The 17,298-nt window shown below is 34.8% G+C and carries 20 protein-coding genes; 15 read left to right on the top strand and 5 right to left on the bottom strand.

The features are described 5' to 3' along the window. The first annotated feature begins 247 nt into the window (after window positions 1-247). The 10 genes from IGK72_RS08680 to comGD all read left to right on the top strand — a co-directional run bounded on the left by IGK72_RS08680 (window position 248) and on the right by comGD (window position 11,932). Window positions 248-2,671 carry a DNA translocase FtsK gene (locus IGK72_RS08680; protein ID WP_002364367.1) on the top strand — a complete coding sequence of 808 codons (2,424 nt, stop codon included), beginning with the start codon at window positions 248-250 and terminating at the stop codon, window positions 2,669-2,671. Window positions 2,672-2,801: 130 nt separating this feature from the next. Continuing rightward, the gene (locus IGK72_RS08675; protein WP_002364244.1) at window positions 2,802-3,503 is read left to right on the top strand and encodes a GntR family transcriptional regulator; all 702 of its coding nucleotides are present in this window, start codon (window positions 2,802-2,804) and stop codon (window positions 3,501-3,503) included. Window positions 3,504-3,620: 117 nt separating this feature from the next. Further along, window positions 3,621-4,370 (top strand): ABC transporter ATP-binding protein, encoded by a 750-nt coding sequence (locus IGK72_RS08670; protein ID WP_002381711.1) that lies wholly within the window; start codon window positions 3,621-3,623, stop codon window positions 4,368-4,370. Beyond that, window positions 4,360-6,189 carry an ABC transporter permease gene (locus tag IGK72_RS08665; RefSeq protein WP_002383725.1) on the top strand — a complete coding sequence of 610 codons (1,830 nt, stop codon included), beginning with the start codon at window positions 4,360-4,362 and terminating at the stop codon, window positions 6,187-6,189. Before IGK72_RS08670 ends, IGK72_RS08665 begins: the two co-directional genes overlap by 11 nt. Before the next feature lie 124 nt (window positions 6,190-6,313). Next, window positions 6,314-7,387, top strand: coding sequence for a 23S rRNA (adenine(2503)-C(2))-methyltransferase RlmN (gene rlmN / locus IGK72_RS08660; RefSeq protein WP_165548544.1), 1,074 nt, complete (start codon window positions 6,314-6,316; stop codon window positions 7,385-7,387). Between the two features lie 290 nt (window positions 7,388-7,677). Beyond that, complete coding sequence (locus tag IGK72_RS08655) at window positions 7,678-9,006, top strand: APC family permease (protein ID WP_002362058.1); 1,329 nt, start codon at window positions 7,678-7,680, stop codon at window positions 9,004-9,006. A gap of 239 nt (window positions 9,007-9,245) precedes the next feature. Further along, entirely contained in the window at window positions 9,246-10,214 is a 969-nt protein-coding gene (gene comGA / locus IGK72_RS08650; protein WP_002364362.1) for a competence type IV pilus ATPase ComGA, read from the top strand. Continuing rightward, window positions 10,171-11,217 (top strand): competence type IV pilus assembly protein ComGB, encoded by a 1,047-nt coding sequence (gene comGB / locus IGK72_RS08645; protein ID WP_002356990.1) that lies wholly within the window; start codon window positions 10,171-10,173, stop codon window positions 11,215-11,217. The genes comGA and comGB overlap by 44 nt, the downstream gene beginning before the upstream one ends. Beyond that, complete coding sequence (gene comGC / locus IGK72_RS08640) at window positions 11,217-11,492, top strand: competence type IV pilus major pilin ComGC (RefSeq protein ID WP_002356991.1); 276 nt, start codon at window positions 11,217-11,219, stop codon at window positions 11,490-11,492. The genes comGB and comGC overlap by 1 nt, the downstream gene beginning before the upstream one ends. Continuing rightward, window positions 11,489-11,932 carry a competence type IV pilus minor pilin ComGD gene (gene comGD, locus IGK72_RS08635; protein ID WP_002381715.1) on the top strand — a complete coding sequence of 148 codons (444 nt, stop codon included), beginning with the start codon at window positions 11,489-11,491 and terminating at the stop codon, window positions 11,930-11,932. The genes comGC and comGD overlap by 4 nt, the downstream gene beginning before the upstream one ends. A 27-nt stretch (window positions 11,933-11,959) precedes the next feature. Here the strand turns inward: comGD and IGK72_RS08630 are convergent, their stop codons facing one another. From IGK72_RS08630 to IGK72_RS08615, 4 genes are all read right to left on the bottom strand, one after another. Then, a complete protein-coding gene (locus IGK72_RS08630) occupies window positions 11,960-13,108 on the bottom strand; it encodes a tyrosine-type recombinase/integrase (protein WP_002388210.1) in 1,149 nt (382 codons plus the stop codon). A gap of 99 nt (window positions 13,109-13,207) precedes the next feature. After that, the gene (locus IGK72_RS08625; protein ID WP_002388208.1) at window positions 13,208-13,936 is read right to left on the bottom strand and encodes an ion transporter; all 729 of its coding nucleotides are present in this window, start codon (window positions 13,934-13,936) and stop codon (window positions 13,208-13,210) included. A gap of 57 nt (window positions 13,937-13,993) precedes the next feature. Continuing rightward, the gene (locus tag IGK72_RS08620; RefSeq protein ID WP_002388207.1) at window positions 13,994-14,338 is read right to left on the bottom strand and encodes an ImmA/IrrE family metallo-endopeptidase; all 345 of its coding nucleotides are present in this window, start codon (window positions 14,336-14,338) and stop codon (window positions 13,994-13,996) included. Window positions 14,339-14,356: 18 nt separating this feature from the next. Then, window positions 14,357-14,692: a helix-turn-helix domain-containing protein gene (locus tag IGK72_RS08615; protein WP_002388206.1), complete on the bottom strand. Its 336-nt coding sequence runs from the start codon at window positions 14,690-14,692 to the stop codon at window positions 14,357-14,359. A gap of 291 nt (window positions 14,693-14,983) precedes the next feature. On the opposite strand from IGK72_RS08615, the gene IGK72_RS08610 reads away from it, so the two are divergent. The 5 genes from IGK72_RS08610 (at window position 14,984) to IGK72_RS08590 (ending at window position 17,048) form a co-directional block, all read left to right on the top strand. Next, window positions 14,984-15,166, top strand: a complete 183-nt coding sequence (locus tag IGK72_RS08610) for a hypothetical protein (protein ID WP_002388205.1) — start codon at window positions 14,984-14,986, stop codon at window positions 15,164-15,166. Between the two features lie 12 nt (window positions 15,167-15,178). Further along, window positions 15,179-15,376 (top strand): hypothetical protein, encoded by a 198-nt coding sequence (locus tag IGK72_RS08605; RefSeq protein ID WP_010712611.1) that lies wholly within the window; start codon window positions 15,179-15,181, stop codon window positions 15,374-15,376. Window positions 15,377-15,793: 417 nt separating this feature from the next. Beyond that, window positions 15,794-15,961: a hypothetical protein gene (locus IGK72_RS08600; RefSeq protein WP_002388204.1), complete on the top strand. Its 168-nt coding sequence runs from the start codon at window positions 15,794-15,796 to the stop codon at window positions 15,959-15,961. Between the two features lie 11 nt (window positions 15,962-15,972). Beyond that, on the top strand, window positions 15,973-16,284 hold the full coding sequence (locus tag IGK72_RS08595) for a hypothetical protein (RefSeq protein WP_002381719.1): 312 nt from the start codon (window positions 15,973-15,975) through the stop codon (window positions 16,282-16,284). 38 nt (window positions 16,285-16,322) lie between these two features. Continuing rightward, entirely contained in the window at window positions 16,323-17,048 is a 726-nt protein-coding gene (locus IGK72_RS08590; RefSeq protein WP_025187960.1) for a Rha family transcriptional regulator, read from the top strand. A gap of 39 nt (window positions 17,049-17,087) precedes the next feature. Here IGK72_RS08590 and IGK72_RS08585 read toward each other — a convergent pair whose 3' ends face one another. Next, the gene (locus IGK72_RS08585; protein WP_002364224.1) at window positions 17,088-17,270 is read right to left on the bottom strand and encodes a YegP family protein; all 183 of its coding nucleotides are present in this window, start codon (window positions 17,268-17,270) and stop codon (window positions 17,088-17,090) included. Window positions 17,271-17,298 lie beyond the last annotated feature (28 nt).

Genomic DNA, 17,298 nt, shown 5'->3' with positions numbered 1-17,298 from the left:
TTTCCGGAAATTGCTCTTTAATTTTTGGAGAATTTCGGATTATTTCCGAAGGAGTTGGTTCTGTTCCCGCCGTTTATCAGTTTTTGAGCGTGGAGCAAAAATCCAAAGTGATTTTTGTCCCACGCTCATTTTTCTTAAATGAAAGTTTTTAAAAAATTTCCATGATTTTTCAAGTAAAATGAGGTGGGCACTTTTGTTCGATTCCATTTTTATGTATAATGAGAAGTGATGGAAAGAGGGAAGTTAAATGGCACAAAAAAGAGCAACAAATAAGAAAAAAAGTACGACAAAGAAAAAGACCAAAAAACAACAGCAACAACAAGAACGTTTAAATTATATGTTTCTTGGCCTGATTTTTATTTTATTCGGTGTCTTTGGACTCTTTCGCTTAGGGTTTTTAGGCACGTTATTAGCGAATTGTTTACGCTTAGTTGTAGGTAATACCTTTCCATTTGCAGCGATTTTACTAATCCTGTATGGCTTATTAGTCATGATTTATGGGAAAGATTTTCCGTTAAAAAGAGGGCGCCCTATTTTTGGGGCTGTTCTGATTTATATTAGTGTTTTGTTATTTTTCCATGCCTTTATGTTTCGAAATGTTAGTGGCAGTCAACCAGATATTTTAGGTAACACTTGGGAGTTTTTGCAAAGCGATCTAAAAGCCAACCAAGTGACGCAAAACGTAGGGGGCGGTATGATTGGCGCGCTGCTTTATCAAGGAACGTACTTTTTGGTGGCACAATTTGGCAGCTATTTAATTGCTACATTGCTACTGTTAGCGGGTATTTTCTTGATGAGTATGTGGGATTTTCAGCAAATTGTTGATCATTTCCAAAGTATTCAAGATCGCCTAAGTCATGTTTCGGCAAAATCACAGGCGCGACAAGAAGAAAAAGAGGCGAAGCGAGCAGCGAAGAAAGAAGCCAAAGCTGCAGAACGCCAAGCAAAAATTGAAGCCGCTGCCCAACAAAAATTACAAGAGCGGGAACGCATGGAACAAGCGGCAGCCGAGCGCTTAACAAAAACACCTGTTGAAACCCACCAACCAATGGTGGAAGAACCGGCCGCACCAACGCCTGTACAAATTGATTCGTTTCAACAGCAAAATCAGGCGATGCCTGTACCACCAATTGCAGCAACAAAACCGCAACGAGAGCAGGAAGAAGAGGCGGCAGATGAAGCTGGTGTTCTCGAATTTGAAATTTCTGAAGAAGCGGAAGATCGTGATTATCAACTACCACCAACTGATTTGTTAGATACAATTCAAGCAACGGATCAAAGTGGTGAATATGAAAAAATCGAAAAAAATATTGGCGTCTTAGAACAAACCTTCAAGAGTTTTGGTGTTGATGCTAAAGTAGTCAAAGCTAGTTTAGGACCATCTGTCACAAAATTTGAAGTTCAACCCGCTGTTGGGGTAAAAGTTAGCAAAATTGTTAACTTGACGGATGACATTGCTTTAGCGCTTGCGGCCAAAGACGTTCGTATGGAGGCTCCGATTCCTGGGAAATCACTAATCGGGATTGAAGTTCCTAATAGTGCAATTAGTACAGTATCCTTTAGAGATATTGTTGAGGCACAACCAAGTCATCCAGATAAACTATTAGAAGTACCTTTAGGTCGAGATATTTCAGGGATGGTTCAAACTGCAGATCTATCAAAAATGCCGCATTTATTAATTGCGGGATCGACAGGGAGTGGGAAATCGGTTGCTATCAATGGCATCATCACAGGTATTTTGATGCAAGCGAAACCTCATGAAGTAAAATTAATGATGATTGACCCGAAAATGGTAGAATTGAATGTGTATAACGGGATTCCTCATTTATTAACGCCAGTGGTTACTAATCCGAGAAAAGCGGCCCAAGCCCTGCAAAAAGTAGTTCAAGAAATGGAATTTCGTTATGAAAAATTTGCAGCAACAGGCGTCCGAAATATCACTGGTTACAATCAACTAATTCAACAGAAAAATGCGGAAGATGGCGAAAATCGTCCAATTCTACCATTTATTGTTGTCATTGTTGATGAGTTAGCTGATTTAATGATGGTGGCAAGTAACGAAGTAGAAGATGCGATTATCCGTTTAGCCCAAATGGCACGGGCAGCAGGTATTCATATGATTTTAGCGACACAACGGCCAAGTGTGGATGTCATTACAGGAATCATCAAAGCAAATGTCCCTTCTCGAATGGCTTTTGCGGTCTCAAGTGGGACAGACTCGCGTACCATTATTGATACCAACGGGGCGGAGAAACTATTAGGTCGAGGCGATATGCTCTTCTTACCAATGGGAGAAAATAAACCAATTCGTATCCAAGGGGCCTTTATCTCTGATCAAGAAGTCGAACGAGTGGTTGCGTTTGTAACGGATCAACAAGAAGCTGAATATCAAGAAAGCATGATGCCAACAGATGAACCGACCACTTCAGGCGGTGGCGAAGCTCCTCAAGATGAGTTGTTTGAAGAAGCGAAAAACTTGGTGGTTGAAATGCAAACAGCTAGTATTTCATTGCTACAAAGACGTTTTAGAATTGGCTATAATCGTGCGGCTCGCTTAGTAGATGAATTGGAAGCACACGGAGTTATTGGACCATCAGAAGGTAGCAAACCAAGAAAAGTCTTTCTACAAGCGGAATCAGAAGAGGCAGCAACCGAGACGCCAGAACAATAAACAAAAAGAACAAAAATAGATAAATTTATCTATTTTTGTTCTTTTTTTATAATTTCAGCAAAGCATCATGTTATAATCATCATTTTCTGGTAAAATAGAAAGGAATAGTGCGGTTGGGAGGGAGCGTATCATGAGAAGAAAAAGCGTGCTTTATTTAGAAGTAGCAGATCAGATTAAAGAAGATATTTTGAGTGGCAAGTATCCAGTAGGAACGTTTTTACCAACAGAAACAGAATTGGAAGAGCTGTTTAACGTTAGTAAAATTACGATTCGGCGGGCAATCGAAATGTTAGCAACAGAAGAATTTGTTGAGAAAAAAAGTGGTCGAGGCACAACTGTGTTAAGCAATCGTCCCTATAATAAACTATCAAAAGCAGGGACATTCACTGAATTTTTGAATGAATCAGGTCAGAAAGTAACTAAAAAAGTTTTACAAGTTGAAAACTTGACGTTGTCAAAAGAGATGCCGGCTTATCAATTTTTAGGAGAAGAAGTGGTTCATCTTTCACGGTTATATCTAATCGATGAACAACCCTATATTTATTTTAATTACTATTTGCCAGCTGCCATGAAAGACGTATCATTGACTGAATACAAAGAAGAATCCTTGTATCGTTTGATGGATCGACATGCCATTGAAATTTATAAATTTGAAGACCGTTTTGAAGTTGCAACTTTGACAGAAGCAGAGCAAAAGATGTTGCAAACAACTGAAACAACGGGCTTAAAAAGAATTCGGCGTTCGTTAAGCCCAACAGGTCGTTGCGTAGAATATTCAGAAGCTATTTATAATACGAAGATTCATCCTTATGTGATTGAATATGAAGCATAACTTTTAAAAGAATAACAGTGCACTTACAGTAATGTAAGTTCATTGTTATTCTTTTCTATTGTCGTTTTTTTTCGTTTTCGATACACTAAATGAGTGAGAAGAATAGGAGTGGAAAATATGTTAGAAGTACAAAATTTAAAAAAAGTTTACGGAAACGAAATTAAATATGAAGCCTTAAAAGGGATTAATTTAACTGTCCAAGATGGTGAATTTATTGGTATTATGGGACCTTCTGGAAGTGGGAAAAGTACACTTTTAAATTTATTGGCAACAATCGATAGTCCAACAGACGGTGAAATACTTTTAAATGGAAAAAATCCAAACAATTTGAATCAAGAACAAATTGCTAAATTCCGTCGTACAGAATTAGGATTTGTTTTTCAAAGCTTTAATTTAATGCCAACATTAACTGTTGAAGAAAATATTATTTTGCCATTGACACTTGATGGAGAAAAAGTCTCTGTAATGAAACGACAATTAGCAGAATTAAGTGAGCGTTTAGGTATCAATCATCTGTTGAAAAAACGAATTGCAGAAATTTCTGGTGGACAAGCACAACGGGTCGCCGTTGCTCGGGCAATGATTCATCATCCACAATTATTATTGGCTGATGAACCAACAGGAAACTTAGATACGAAATCATCTAAGGATGTGATGGGCTTGTTACAACAATTAAATGAAGAAGAAGCGGCGACTATTTTAATGGTGACCCATGATCCGCTAGCCGCAAGTTATTGCAAGCGCATCGTCTTTATTAAAGATGGTGAATTAATTGATGAAATTGTCCAAAATGGCAATCAAAAAGAGTTCTACGATTTAATCATGGTGAAACTGGCTGAGATTGAAGGTGTCGATAATGAATTTTAATCAGTTTGTTATAAGAAACACGATTCGAAATAAGCATTTATACTTGGCTTATTTCCTAAGTACAATGTTTTCTGTGATGATCTTTTTTACGTTCACTGGTTTTGTCTTTCACCCAGCCTTAGCTAATGGTTTAAATCCTAAAGCACAAATGGGAATGACGGCTGCGGCAATTATAATCTATGGTTTCTCTTTCTTATTCGTTTTATACTCGATGGATGTCTTTATCCAATCTCGAAAAAAAGAGTTTGGAACCTTGATGATTCAAGGGATGAGTCCAAAACAGTTAAAGAAAATGATTTTTATTGAAAACTTAGTGATTGGTTTCTTTGCTACAATTTTTGGTAGCATTTTAGGTGTTGGATTTTCACAGTTTATTTTATGGATTAGCAATTTATTGATGCATCTAGGTTTAGGTTTTTATTTGCCAGTGATGCCGTTTATCATTACTGTCATTTCATTTGCGGTCTTGTTCTTAGTAATTTCTTTCTTTATTCAATTCCGCTTGCCAAAAGCGACACTTCAAGAGCTATTAAAAGCAGGAGAAATGGGTAAAGGTGAAATCAAAAGCTCTAAAGTTAAATCTTTCTTAGCCGTGTTACTTTTAATTGTCGGTTACGGAATTGCTTTAGTTGCTAAGGGACAGTTAGTTTTAATGGTGATGTTCCCAGTAATTTTCTTAGTTATTTTAGGGACAAAATTCTTATTTGACCAATTGAGTGTTTCTGTCATTGAACGTTTAAAACGGAAACCAAAAATCTTTTGGAAAAAAACCAATATGGTCGTTTTATCAGATTTAGCATTCCGCATGAAAGATAATGCACGTTCGTTCTTCTTGGTTTCGGTGATATCAACGGTTGCTTTTGCTGCCATTGGAACGTTATACGGCGTGAACGAGATGATTTTTAAAGGAATAAGTTCTGTACCGTACGAACTGACATTGTCTGATTCGACCAACCCAGAAAATCAAGAAATGAAACAATTTGCGACAAAAACATTCCAAGAAAAAAATATTCAGTTTGATCAGATTGATTACACAATGTACAAAACAAGTGCCGGTATCCAATTAATCAAAACATCTGAATATAATAAACTCGCAAAATTTATAGATGAACCAACTTTAACAGGTGAGAAAGTAGTTAATTTATCACAAAAAGATGCTCCTTCTGCTGCATCAGTAGATGTCAAATCTGTTCAATTGGCAAATGATCAAGTTTTAAACATTGATAAAACAGAAGAAACCAATGTATTACCGACTTTTGGCGGTGTGGTTGTTATCCCAGATAGTACCTCAACAGATGGAATCAAAGCGGAAACAGAAACAATTTGGCAGCCCAAAGCAGGAACCAATCGTGAAGAATTGATAAAAGCAGAAAATATTATTGGTGACAAGTATCCCATGTTAGTAGGAACAGCTGCAATGTCGGCAGCCATTACGCAATATTATACGCCAGTTCTTTTTGTCGGACTATTTATCGGTATTGTGTTCTTTGTTTCGGCGGGTAGTTTCTTATACTTCCGTTTATACAGTGATATGAATACGGACGTTGAAAAATTCAAGATGATTTACAAACTTGGCTTGACGAAAAAAGAATTGAAGAAAATGATTTACCAACAAGTAGGTATTTTATTCTTTACCCCAATTGTTGTTTCATTTATTCATGGAGCTGTTGCTTTGAAAGCAATGTATGCTGTCTTAGATCAGCCAATGCAATTAGCTGGCTGGGAAGTTTTAGGCGTTTTCTTATTGATTCAGGTCGTTTACTATTTAATTGCCAGAACGTTCTACTTCAAAAAAGTTTATCACTTAGTGAAAGATTAATTATAAAAAATCGTTAAGCATGCACGCTTAACGATTTTTTTTGAGGCTCTTCGTGATATTGCATTCAAAGTGAGAATACGTTATAGTTATGAAGCGAATGTAATAGCAGAAATGAGGAAAAGAAATGCAGAAAGAATCCATTTATGGACTGACGAGAGAACAGCTTGTGGACTGGTTTTTAGCCCATGGCGAGAAGGAATTTCGCGCAACACAAGTGTGGGAATGGTTGTATACAAAACGTGTTGCTTCATTTAGTGAAATGTCGAACATTTCTAAATCATTGATGACTTTATTAGAAGAAAATTTTTCATTAAATCCATTAAAACAAGTCATTGTGCAAGAAGCACAAGATGGTACCGTAAAATATTTATTTGAATTACCAGATAAAAATATGATTGAAACAGTCTTGATGCGTCAAGAATATGGATTATCTGTTTGTGTGACCACTCAAGTTGGCTGCAATATTGGGTGTACATTTTGTGCTAGTGGGCTATTAAAAAAACAAAGAGATTTAACTGCTGGCGAGATTGTTGCCCAAATTATGTGGGTGCAACATTATTTCGATGAACGTGGGTTGGATGAACGTGTTAGCCATGTCGTTGTGATGGGAATTGGTGAACCATTTGATAATTATGCCAATGTCATGAACTTTTTACGAACGATTAATGATGATAAAGGCTTGGCTATTGGTGCCCGTCATATTACAGTTTCAACAAGTGGTTTAGTGCCAAAAATTCGTGAATTTGCAGACAGTGGACTACAAGTAAACTTAGCAATCTCATTACATGCTCCTAACAACGAAGTTCGTACATCAATTATGCGGATTAATCGTAGTTTTCCAATTGAAAAATTAATGGCAGCAATTGATGAATACATTGAAAAAACCAACCGACGTGTTACATTTGAATATATTATGTTGAGTCAAGTGAACGACCGACCAGAACATGCTCAACAATTAGCAGATTTACTACGGAATAAGAAAAAACTTTCTTATGTTAATCTGATTCCGTATAACCCAGTGAGTGAACACGATCAATATAGCCGAAGCTCTAAAGAAGCGGTTTTAAAATTTTATGATGTACTCAAAAAGAATGGCATCAATTGTGTTATTCGTAAAGAACACGGAACAGATATTGATGCGGCTTGCGGACAATTACGCAGCAAACAAATGAAAAAAGAAAAAGTCAAAAACCAATAACGTAGTTAAAATCGGATCAGAAAGGTTTCTTTTTGATTCGATTTTTCGTTTATTTAATAAAAAATCGTCGGTTTTTCAATTCTTGTTTATAAACAAAAGATGAATGCTCTAAAACTTTTATGACAAATTTTCTTTTTGTGGTTTTCAAACTTGAAATTCTAAAAGAAATAGCTATACTGAAAAGAGATCGTCACAGAATTTTTCATGAAAACAGCTATTATTTTCGTTATCTTTTCAAAAAAGTGGAAATTTTGTTACGCTTTTTTAGTTTAAATGAAATGAGGGAGTCTATGGAGAAAAAGCAATTAAAAAGAGAGATAACAACGTTTGGTGCGTTATCCACGGTAATGGGTACGGTGATTGGCGCTGGTGTTTTCTTTAAAGCTGCGAGTGTCGTTGGACACGCACAGTCAGCTAGTTTAGCTATCTTTGCTTGGGTGTTAGGTGGTGCCTTAACCATTTGTGCAGGATTAACCAGTGCCGAACTTGCTACAGCAATCCCTGAAACAGGTGGCGCAGTGAAGTATATTGAATATACATATGGTAAATTAGCTGGTTTTCTTTTAGGGTGGGCACAAAGTATCATTTATTATCCTGCCAACATTTCGGCGTTATCCATTATTTTTAGTACACAACTAATCAATTTGTTTCATTTATCGGCAAATTTATTGATTCCAATTGCCATTCTTGCGGGAACCAGTATCACGATAATTAATTTATTAGGAACAAAAATTGCTTCTTTGGTCCAATCAACGACATTGGTGGTAAAACTGATTCCAATTGCCTTGATTTCTTTAGTAGGATTATTTACTCCCGGACAGGTAGCTGTTTCACTTTTTCCTGTTGAAACAACAGCGAATACTGGCTTTTTAGTTGCTTTTAGTGGCGCCTTAGTCGCCACCATGTTTGCTTATGATGGCTGGCTAGGTGTGGGTAACGTGGCTGGTGAAATGAAGCGACCAGAAAGAGACTTGCCTAAAGCCATTATTTTTGGTTTGTTATTGATTACTTTAATTTATGCCTTAATTAATTTTGTGTTTCTAAAAACATTACCAATTGAGCAAATCGCTGGGAATTTGAATGCAGCTTCGGATGCTTCTGTGGCTATTTTTGGACCAATTGGCGGCAAAATCGTAACTATTGGGATTTTAATCTCTGTATATGGTGCGTTAAACGGCTACACAATGACAGGGATTCGGATTCCTTATGCCTTAGCCTTAGATAATCTGATGCCTTTTAGTCGTCAGTTTCAAAAGTTGTCTAAACGCTTTGTTGTTCCTTACGTTGCTGGAATTTTCCAGTTAGCTGTAGCCATTATCATGATGTTTTTCGGAACCTTCGATTTATTGACGGATATGTTAGTTTTTGTTATGTGGCTGTTTAATCTATTAATTTTCTTAGCTGTTTTTATTTTAAGAAAACGAGAACCTGAATTAAAACGACCGTATAAAGTTCCTGGCTATCCAATTATTCCAATTATCGCAAGTCTAGGTGGTATCTTCATCTTGGTTACAACGAGTATTACACAGCCTATTCTAGCATTGATTGGTATAGGGATTACGCTTCTAGGAATTCCAGTTTATTTAGTTAATAAACAAAAAACGAAGCCAAAAACGTAAACGATCCAATCGGATTATCATAGTTTTTCTCAAAAATTTTGTGATTCAGAGAAATTTTTGAAAACTAAACGCAAGATTTTTTTAGTATAATACTAAGTGTCTAGGAGTTCCACTATTTTGGGGAAGATAGATGGACAGCGCAAACTTCAAAAAAAGAACCTTCATCTTATTGGTGGAGGTTCTTTTTTTGCTGAAATCATAAAATAAATGCGTAGTTTATTAGTGAGAGGAGGAAATGAATGACTGAAAATGTAAAAAAATTGGCTCATCAATTAATTGAATGGGGCGTCCTTCATGGGGCGCAAGACGTTTATTTTTTACCCAATGATACCGAAATAGCCATCTCTTTTCGGACAGGGATGCAACGGACACTTTACACACAAGTTTCCGCAGAAATAGGCGAAAAGTTAATTTTCCACTTTAAATTTATAGGCGGCATGGATGTCGGAGAAAGACGAAAAGCACAATTAGGCGCGACAACTTATCTAATTGGCGAGACGAAGCAACGCTTGCGTTTATCATCTGTGGGAGATTTTCAGAATCGAGAGAGCTTGGTAATTCGTTTTTTGCACCGATTTGGTGAACAAGCTGAACATTTTTTCTTTCCCCACCAGCTGAATGAAATTGAAGCATCTTGTCAGAAACGAGGACTTTATTTATTCAGTGGGCCAGTTGGTTCTGGGAAAACAACAACCATGTATCGTGTGGCTAAACAAAGAAGTGGCGAACAACAAGTGATAGCGATTGAGGATCCTGTTGAAATTGAGGAAAAGCAGTTTTTACAGTTGCAAACAAATGAAAAAATTCAGTTAACGTACGAAGCCTTGATAAAAGTTTGCTTACGCCATCATCCTGATATTTTGATTATTGGTGAAATTCGTGATGGCGAGACGGCTCAAGCAGTTATTCGAGCCGCCTTAACGGGTCATACTATTTTTGCGACAATTCACGCCCGTAACTTATTGGGGGTGCAACGGCGTTTGATAGAATTAGGTGGCCCAGAGCATGAATTGGCTGAATGCTTGCAAGGTATCATTTACCAACAGATTTTGACAACCACGATTAATAAGGAACAAGTAGCGGGAATTCTTTATGATTATTTCTTCTTTAAGGAAGCCGTTATAAAGAGTAGTTGGCAAAAGAATCTAAGAAAGGCGTGGGCGTATGGGTTTATTACAGAAAAAACGTATTTTCAAGCCATCGAATAAATTAACGAAAAAACAACAGCAGCTTTTTCTGAAACTATTAGCGGATTTGCTTGCAAATGGTTTTAATATACAAGAAAGTTTTTCCTTCATGAAAAAATCAAACGCCTTACCTCAGCACAGTATAACTTTTTTAGTTGAAGGCTTTTCCTCAGGCATTGCCTTACAAGCTTTAGTCGAAGAATTAGGATTTTCAACAATGGTCTCGGCACAATTGTCGTTTGCTACTGCACACGGGGATTTGGTGGGGACACTACAAGCGATTTCCGAACATTTTTTTCAAACGGAAAAATATCGGCAACAGTTCTATAAAATAATTAGTTATCCGCTGCTCCTGATTGTTTTTTTGATTCTCGTCATTGTTGGTATTCGGCAATTTTTATTGCCCCAATTAATGGAAAATGATGCCAATAGTTATTCTAAAAATATTGGGATTCTTCTGATTGTTTACAGTCCATACATTCTGGTTACCTTAGTTTTTGTCCTCTCATTTAGTTTCTTCATTTTAAACCGTTATTTGAAGCATCAGTCTGCTATTCAGCGGGCCTTCGTATATCTGAAACTGCCAATTATCCGTGGCCTTTATCGGGAATACGTCAGTGCTTTTTTTGCACTAGAATGGGGGAAGTTGCTTGCACAAGGATTAGAAATGAAAGAGGTCATCGATTTGATGCGCCATACAACCAATTACCCCTTAATGAAAGAATTAGCTGGAGCAATTAGTGAAGGACTGCTAGTTGGTGAAACCTTACATAGACAATTAGCTGCTTATCCTTTTTTTACGAAAGCATTGGGTTTAATGATTCAACAAGGGGAAGTAAAAGGAAAATTAGGCAAGGAGTTGATGGTTTATAGTAATGTCTGTTTCCAAGGTTTTTTCAAAAAAATTGAACGAGTCATTACTCTCGTTCAACCACTTATTTTTATCATAATTGCTTGTTTAATTATCGGTGTTTATGGGGCAATGTTGCTGCCTATTTATGGCAATATGGAAGGAGTTTTATAATGAAAAAGAAACAAAAATACGCAGGGTTTACATTATTAGAAATGTTGATTGTCTTATTGATTATTTCCGTATTGATTTTACTTTTTGTCCCTAACTTAGCGAAACATAAAGAAACAGTTGATAAAAAAGGCAATGAAGCAATCGTAAAAATTGTAGAATCACAAATCGAGCTCTACACACTAGAAAAAAATAAGACGCCTTCCTTAAATGAATTAGTCAACGAAGGCTACATTACTAAAGAGCAGTTAGATAAATATACAGCAGAAAAGCAATGAACAAGTCAGCAGGATTCACATTAATGGAAACACTTGTTAGTTTAACGATTGTTTGCTTTATGACTATGCTCCCGACACTCGCTATTCACCGCTGGCAAGAAACGTTAAAAATTGAACAGTTTCTTGCTACGGTAGAAAAACAACTTCGTTTTGCGCAACAGCAAGCAATTGTTTTAGAGGAAACACAAGAAGTTTGGTTTTTTGAAGAACAACAAAGCTTTTCATTTCCTGATAAATTGAACCAATCAGCTCGGAGGACTTTACTAGCTGTACCTGAAAAAATGACAGTGAGTGGCCCAAGTAAACTCAGTTTTCTTCATTCGTCAGGGAACAATGGCCGTTTAGTGAAATATATTTTTACTTGGACTGAAAAGAAACAACAACTTATTTTACAATTTCAGATGGGGAGTGGTAGAGTGCTTATATATCAATGGTTTTGAATGTTTTTACCACAGTTTTACCACAAATCACAAGTTCTCAATAAGTTTATCCATCATATCAGCTGTTTCTTTTTCTTCTTCTTTTAATACATCGCTATAAACATCCAAAGTTATATTAATATTCTTGTGTCCCAACCTGGTTGAAACATATTTAATGTTTGCTCCTGCTTCAATTAGAAACGTTGCATGTGTATGTCTTAGCCCGTGCACGGTTATGTTTTGAACTTCTGCCTTTTCACATAACAGGCGAAATATATACGTAATTCTTGATTGTTTGATAGGTAAATTTCGAGAACTTAAAATAAAATAGTCCTTTTCTCTTAAAATTATACCTTCTCTAAGAAGCCGTTCTTTCTCGTGATTTTTGTATTTTTTTATTAAAGTGAGTAATGAGTTGTCAAAATAAACTTTACGAATACTGGTTTTTGTTTTAGGTTTGTTTTCACCGTAATCACCACGTGTAGAATTGATATCGAAATATTTTTCGTTTAAATCAATATCATTCCAACGAAGCCCCATCAATTCACCTTTTCTCATTCCAGATTTTAGCAGAGTCAAAAATATAACTTGTATTTGAATATCTTCGTTTTCTAAAACCGCCACAAATCGCTGTAATTCCTTTTTAGAGAACGAACGAACATTATTACTTAAATCAAATTTAAAGCCTGTTAGAGTGTTGCTAGGGATGATTTGATTGTGTACTGCAGCGTTAATCATCCTCATTACAATTTTATGCCAAGTTTGGATGGTAGATTCTGTATATTTGTTTTTTTGTCTTAATTTATCAATAAATTCTCGTTTATAGGTAATCTTATTTAAAGAAGATAGTTTTTGATTTCCAATTAATGGTGATATGTGAAATTTGATAGCAGATTCAATGTTTTGTTTAGTTGAAACACTCCAATTGTCTTGGGCGTAAGGTATCCATACATCGATCCATTCATCTATGGTGAGTTGTTTATTTTCGATGAAGGAAGTGTTTTGTGTTTCTAAAGCATATTGGATTTTTAGCAATGCTTTATTCGCTGCTCTTTCGCTTTCAAATCCACGTTTGCTAGCTTCTTTTCGGTGTTTTAGAGAGTTGTAATAAGGATAGCGATATCCCCAAAAAGTTCCTTTTTTATTTGAGTAAGAAAAAACATATTTGTATTTTTTGGACCAATTTAGTTTCGCCATATTTTCACGTCCTTTTCTTTGTGGTAAAATAGGCGTAACAAAATAAGCCTATTTTGTTTCTATTTTTAACGCACTAACTTCTTGGTCGGAGAGGGTGCGTTATTTTTTTATTTCCTCTTTTAGTTGTTCAATCGTAGTTTCTAATTGATCAATTTTATTAATTAGTATTTCAATTTTATCATTTGATTCTTCATCTTCATTATTACTTTTATTAAAATATTCTGTAATAGTTGAAGTAAGCATACCAATAAATCCAATTCCTAAAATCATTAAAATGATTGCTGCAACTCTACCTAATGGCGTAGCTGGTGAAATATCGCCATAACCAACAGTAGTTGTTGTCACTAAAGCCCACCAAAATGCATCAATATACGGGACATTTTCTGCATATGAGTAAATCATTGCTGAAATAACAATAAGAACTGAGCTTAAATAAATCACGTTTAAAAATCCATTCGTATTTAAAAATGATTTAGTGTTTCTTGTTAATTTGCCAACCACACCTATCGCTCTTGTTAGCTTTGCAAGTCTAGCTATTTTAGCTATTCGAAACAACCTAGCGATTCTAAAGAAAGAAAAAATAGCATCAAAAGGAATTATTGCGATCAGATCAAAAATATTTTCTTTAAAAAATTTGATTTTATTTTTTGAAATAAAAAATCTAACAATGTAATCAATTGTAAATGTGATTAAGATAATATTATCAATAATGTTAAATGGTGGATTACTAATATTAATAACATTTGAAAAATCAAGAATAACTAAAGCGATTGAGATTAATGCTAAAACAACAATAGAGTAATTATAGAATTTTTGATTTATTTTCAATGAAGTTCTCTCACTCTCTAAATGAGGTTTAAATCCGTGTTCCCAGCACGGACTTTTTTATTTCAAATAAATTTCTTGTCCCATTTTTAAGTTGTAATGAGCTATAACATTTGAGTAATTGTATTGTCCTTCATATTTTTCGATTAAGCTTCTAAACATATATTGTTCTGCTTCGGATTCCATCTTAGAACGAAAAACAGGAATTTTATACAATGCCATTATATCCACATGGTCTTCTACATGCTTTAATTCGTGATATATTGCTTCTTCTTGTTCTGTTGGTGTTAAATTTTGATTTACAAATATGATACCGTAAGTAGGGTCGAAACATGCGCGTTTGTTCAAAGTAGTAAAAACTAACTCCACATTATATTCTTCTACCAACTCTTTGATACTTTTCATATAAGCACAACCTTTGACTTATTTCCCGAATCTACCCTTTAAATATGCACGGATAACTTCTCTGTCATGATCATCAAGCGGTTTACCGTCAAAGCTCATGACGTTATCCAGTACATCATCTAAATCATCAGATTTTTTTTCATCAGTTGCTTTAGTATTATCAGTTCTTCCCAATAGATAATCTACAGATACATCAAAGTAATTAGCTAAAGTTTCTAGTCTATCTTTAGTAGGATTATCGGAAGTTTTCATACGATACAGAACATTTTTTGGTAAACCTAATTCTTCTTCGATTCGATTTAAGGATTTTCCTCTCTCTTTTGCTAATAATTTGATCCTATCAAACACTGTCATAATAACATTCTCCTTAAAAGTTACAAGAAAAATAAACTTTTATGTTAAAAATACTTGCGCTTATTTAACATTTATGTTAATATGATTCTTGTAAACAAGTTAATCAACTAAAAAGACAACAAAAAACACTATTGATAAATAAATGCTAACCGCCAAGAAAGCTATAAAATCAACGTTTTTAATGTCTTATTTAGCTATGAACCGATTTTAACATTAATGTTAAAACAAGTCAATGAAATTTAGAAATTAGTTGATTAATTTGTTTACTAATTCAGAGAAAGGAGAAAAAGCATGGCAAATATTCAAGAAGCACGTCAAAAAATCTTGAATCACTTTGAGAAAAATCAATGGGAGATTCCTGATGTAGCAAGTGCTTTAGGGATTACAGAACAATATCTACGTAAAATCCTTAACAATCCAGAAAAACATCTTAAGCAAATGACCGATATTATTGCTTATTACAAAATCAGATAGGGGGAGTTCTAAATGGAATCTAAGCTGCGTATAGTAACGGCTTTGGAAAGCATTGCAAACAGCCTTAGTACTTTGGCAGAAGATACTAAGGCGAAAAATAGATATAAAGAATCTTTATTTGTTCAAATATTCATCTTTATTCTCGGTATAGTTGTTGGATGTATGTTAATCCAGCTAGGAACAGACTTGTGGAAATGGTTAATAGTTTAAAAAAATTATCTGAATCGTTTCTAAAATAAGATGTTGTATTGAAAGAAATATACGCAAAAATAAATGACAAAAGTAGAGTATTGTTCGTTCTTTTCCAGTAACTTTTGTAAAGGTCAAGCCAGCTACTAGTTAATTGTATTTGATGATTTTTATTTTTTTCATTGTATGCAAAAATTTCAAAATACTTCCGTTCATAATTGTTCTTGGCTTTATTAGTTAAATAAGAAATATACAGCTTACTTTTCTTTTGGATAACCCAAAATAAAAATAACGCTATCGACACCCAAAAAGAATATTTTTCTAAAAAGGGAATAGATTTTTCTACAACATTATACATTACCTCACCCCCTTATCAATTATTTCAGCATGCTAGTGCTGATAAGGAAATTATATCAAAAAAGAAAGCGAAGTGATTAAATGTCACAAGACCTAGAAATTGGTGTAAGAGCAGCTCTAATTCGCGCAGGGAAAACCCAATCTTGGTTATCGAAACTACTGGGAATTTCAAGTCCTTACTTGTCAGATATTCTTTGTGTTCGTAGACGTTCAGAAGAGCAAGTTCAAAAAATATTAAATATCAGATAGGAGTGATTAGAATGGAAAATTTTCTAGATTCATCTTCAAAAAACTTTCTATACAACATTATAGAAAAGATTCTAAGAAAAATGTTTGAGCAAGTAATAGATGAAGCTAGCCAAGGTTTAAATGAACGTGCCGAGTATTTAGACATCAAACAATTATCGTCAAGGTATTCAATGTCTGTTCCTGAAGTTGAACAAAATTTTGTAAAAGATAAACGTATGCAAATGATCGAGAAAAGAAAGCCTGGTACTAGCAAGGGAAAAAGATATTGGCCTGCTAAAGAAGCTATAAAAATTTGTAATGACATCATGAATCATTGGGATTAAAGGAAAGAGCGATACAGAAACAATTTAAGGAGGAAAAAATGGACAACTTAGTAATTATGAAAAACCAACAAGCAGTAACAACTAGTTTACAAGTTGCTGAAGTATTTGAAAAACAACATAAGCATGTTATTGAAGCAATAGAGGCTAAAATTCAATCGGCCGAAAATTCGGCTTATTACCAAAACATGTTTGCTGAAGGAGAATACAAAGATTCAAGAGGTAGAAAACAAAGATTGTACTACATGAATCGAGATGGCTTTTCTTTCATTGTATTTGGATTCACTGGAAAAAAAGCAGATTCATTCAAACTGAAATACATTGAAGCTTTTAACCAAATGGAGGAATTGCTTAAAACTCAATCAAACTTACCGATTAATAACACAGAATTGTTATTAGAAGCTGCGTTAAAACATGAACGTGGATTGACTCTTGTAAATCAACGTTTAGATAAGCTAGAAACAGAAACTACAATTAATAGAAGCCAACAACGAAAGATACAAGGGCTAGTTTCATCAACTGTTATCAAAGTATTAGGTGGCAAAAAAACATTGGCTTATCAGGATTCAAGTATTAAGCAATCAGCCTTTAGTAATTGCTATAAACAATTGAAAGCATTATTCGATGTAGCCTCTTATGTAGACATTCCAAAAGTTCGATATGAAGAAGCTTTAGCTCTAATTCCTAGATGGAAGCCTAACTTGGAATTACAAGCAAGAATTGATATGGCTAATGGAAACGGAGATATGTTTAAAGAAGTGAGCTAGATCAGTAAATAAAAATAAAAGGATAAGCCTAACTTATCCTCAGTTAAAAGTAGTATCAACAATGATTGCTTTTGGATTCATATCATTCTTAATGGATTCAATGATTTCTAAAACAGAAGATTTGTAGTAGTAAGTTTTGCTTGATGCGATTATTTCATTTTCTTCAGTTTTAATCAAAAAATAGTATTTTTTATCAGAAGCTCGTTTAATCACAAAAAACATTTTTGCACCTCACTTTCAATTGAATTAT

The organism is Enterococcus sp. DIV0183 (assembly GCF_050541505.1).
In the GTDB taxonomy this organism is placed as follows: Bacteria; Bacillota; Bacilli; order Lactobacillales; family Enterococcaceae; genus Enterococcus; species Enterococcus faecalis.
Note: the sequence above shows the minus strand (reverse complement) of the source record. Positions and strands in the feature narration are given on the sequence as shown.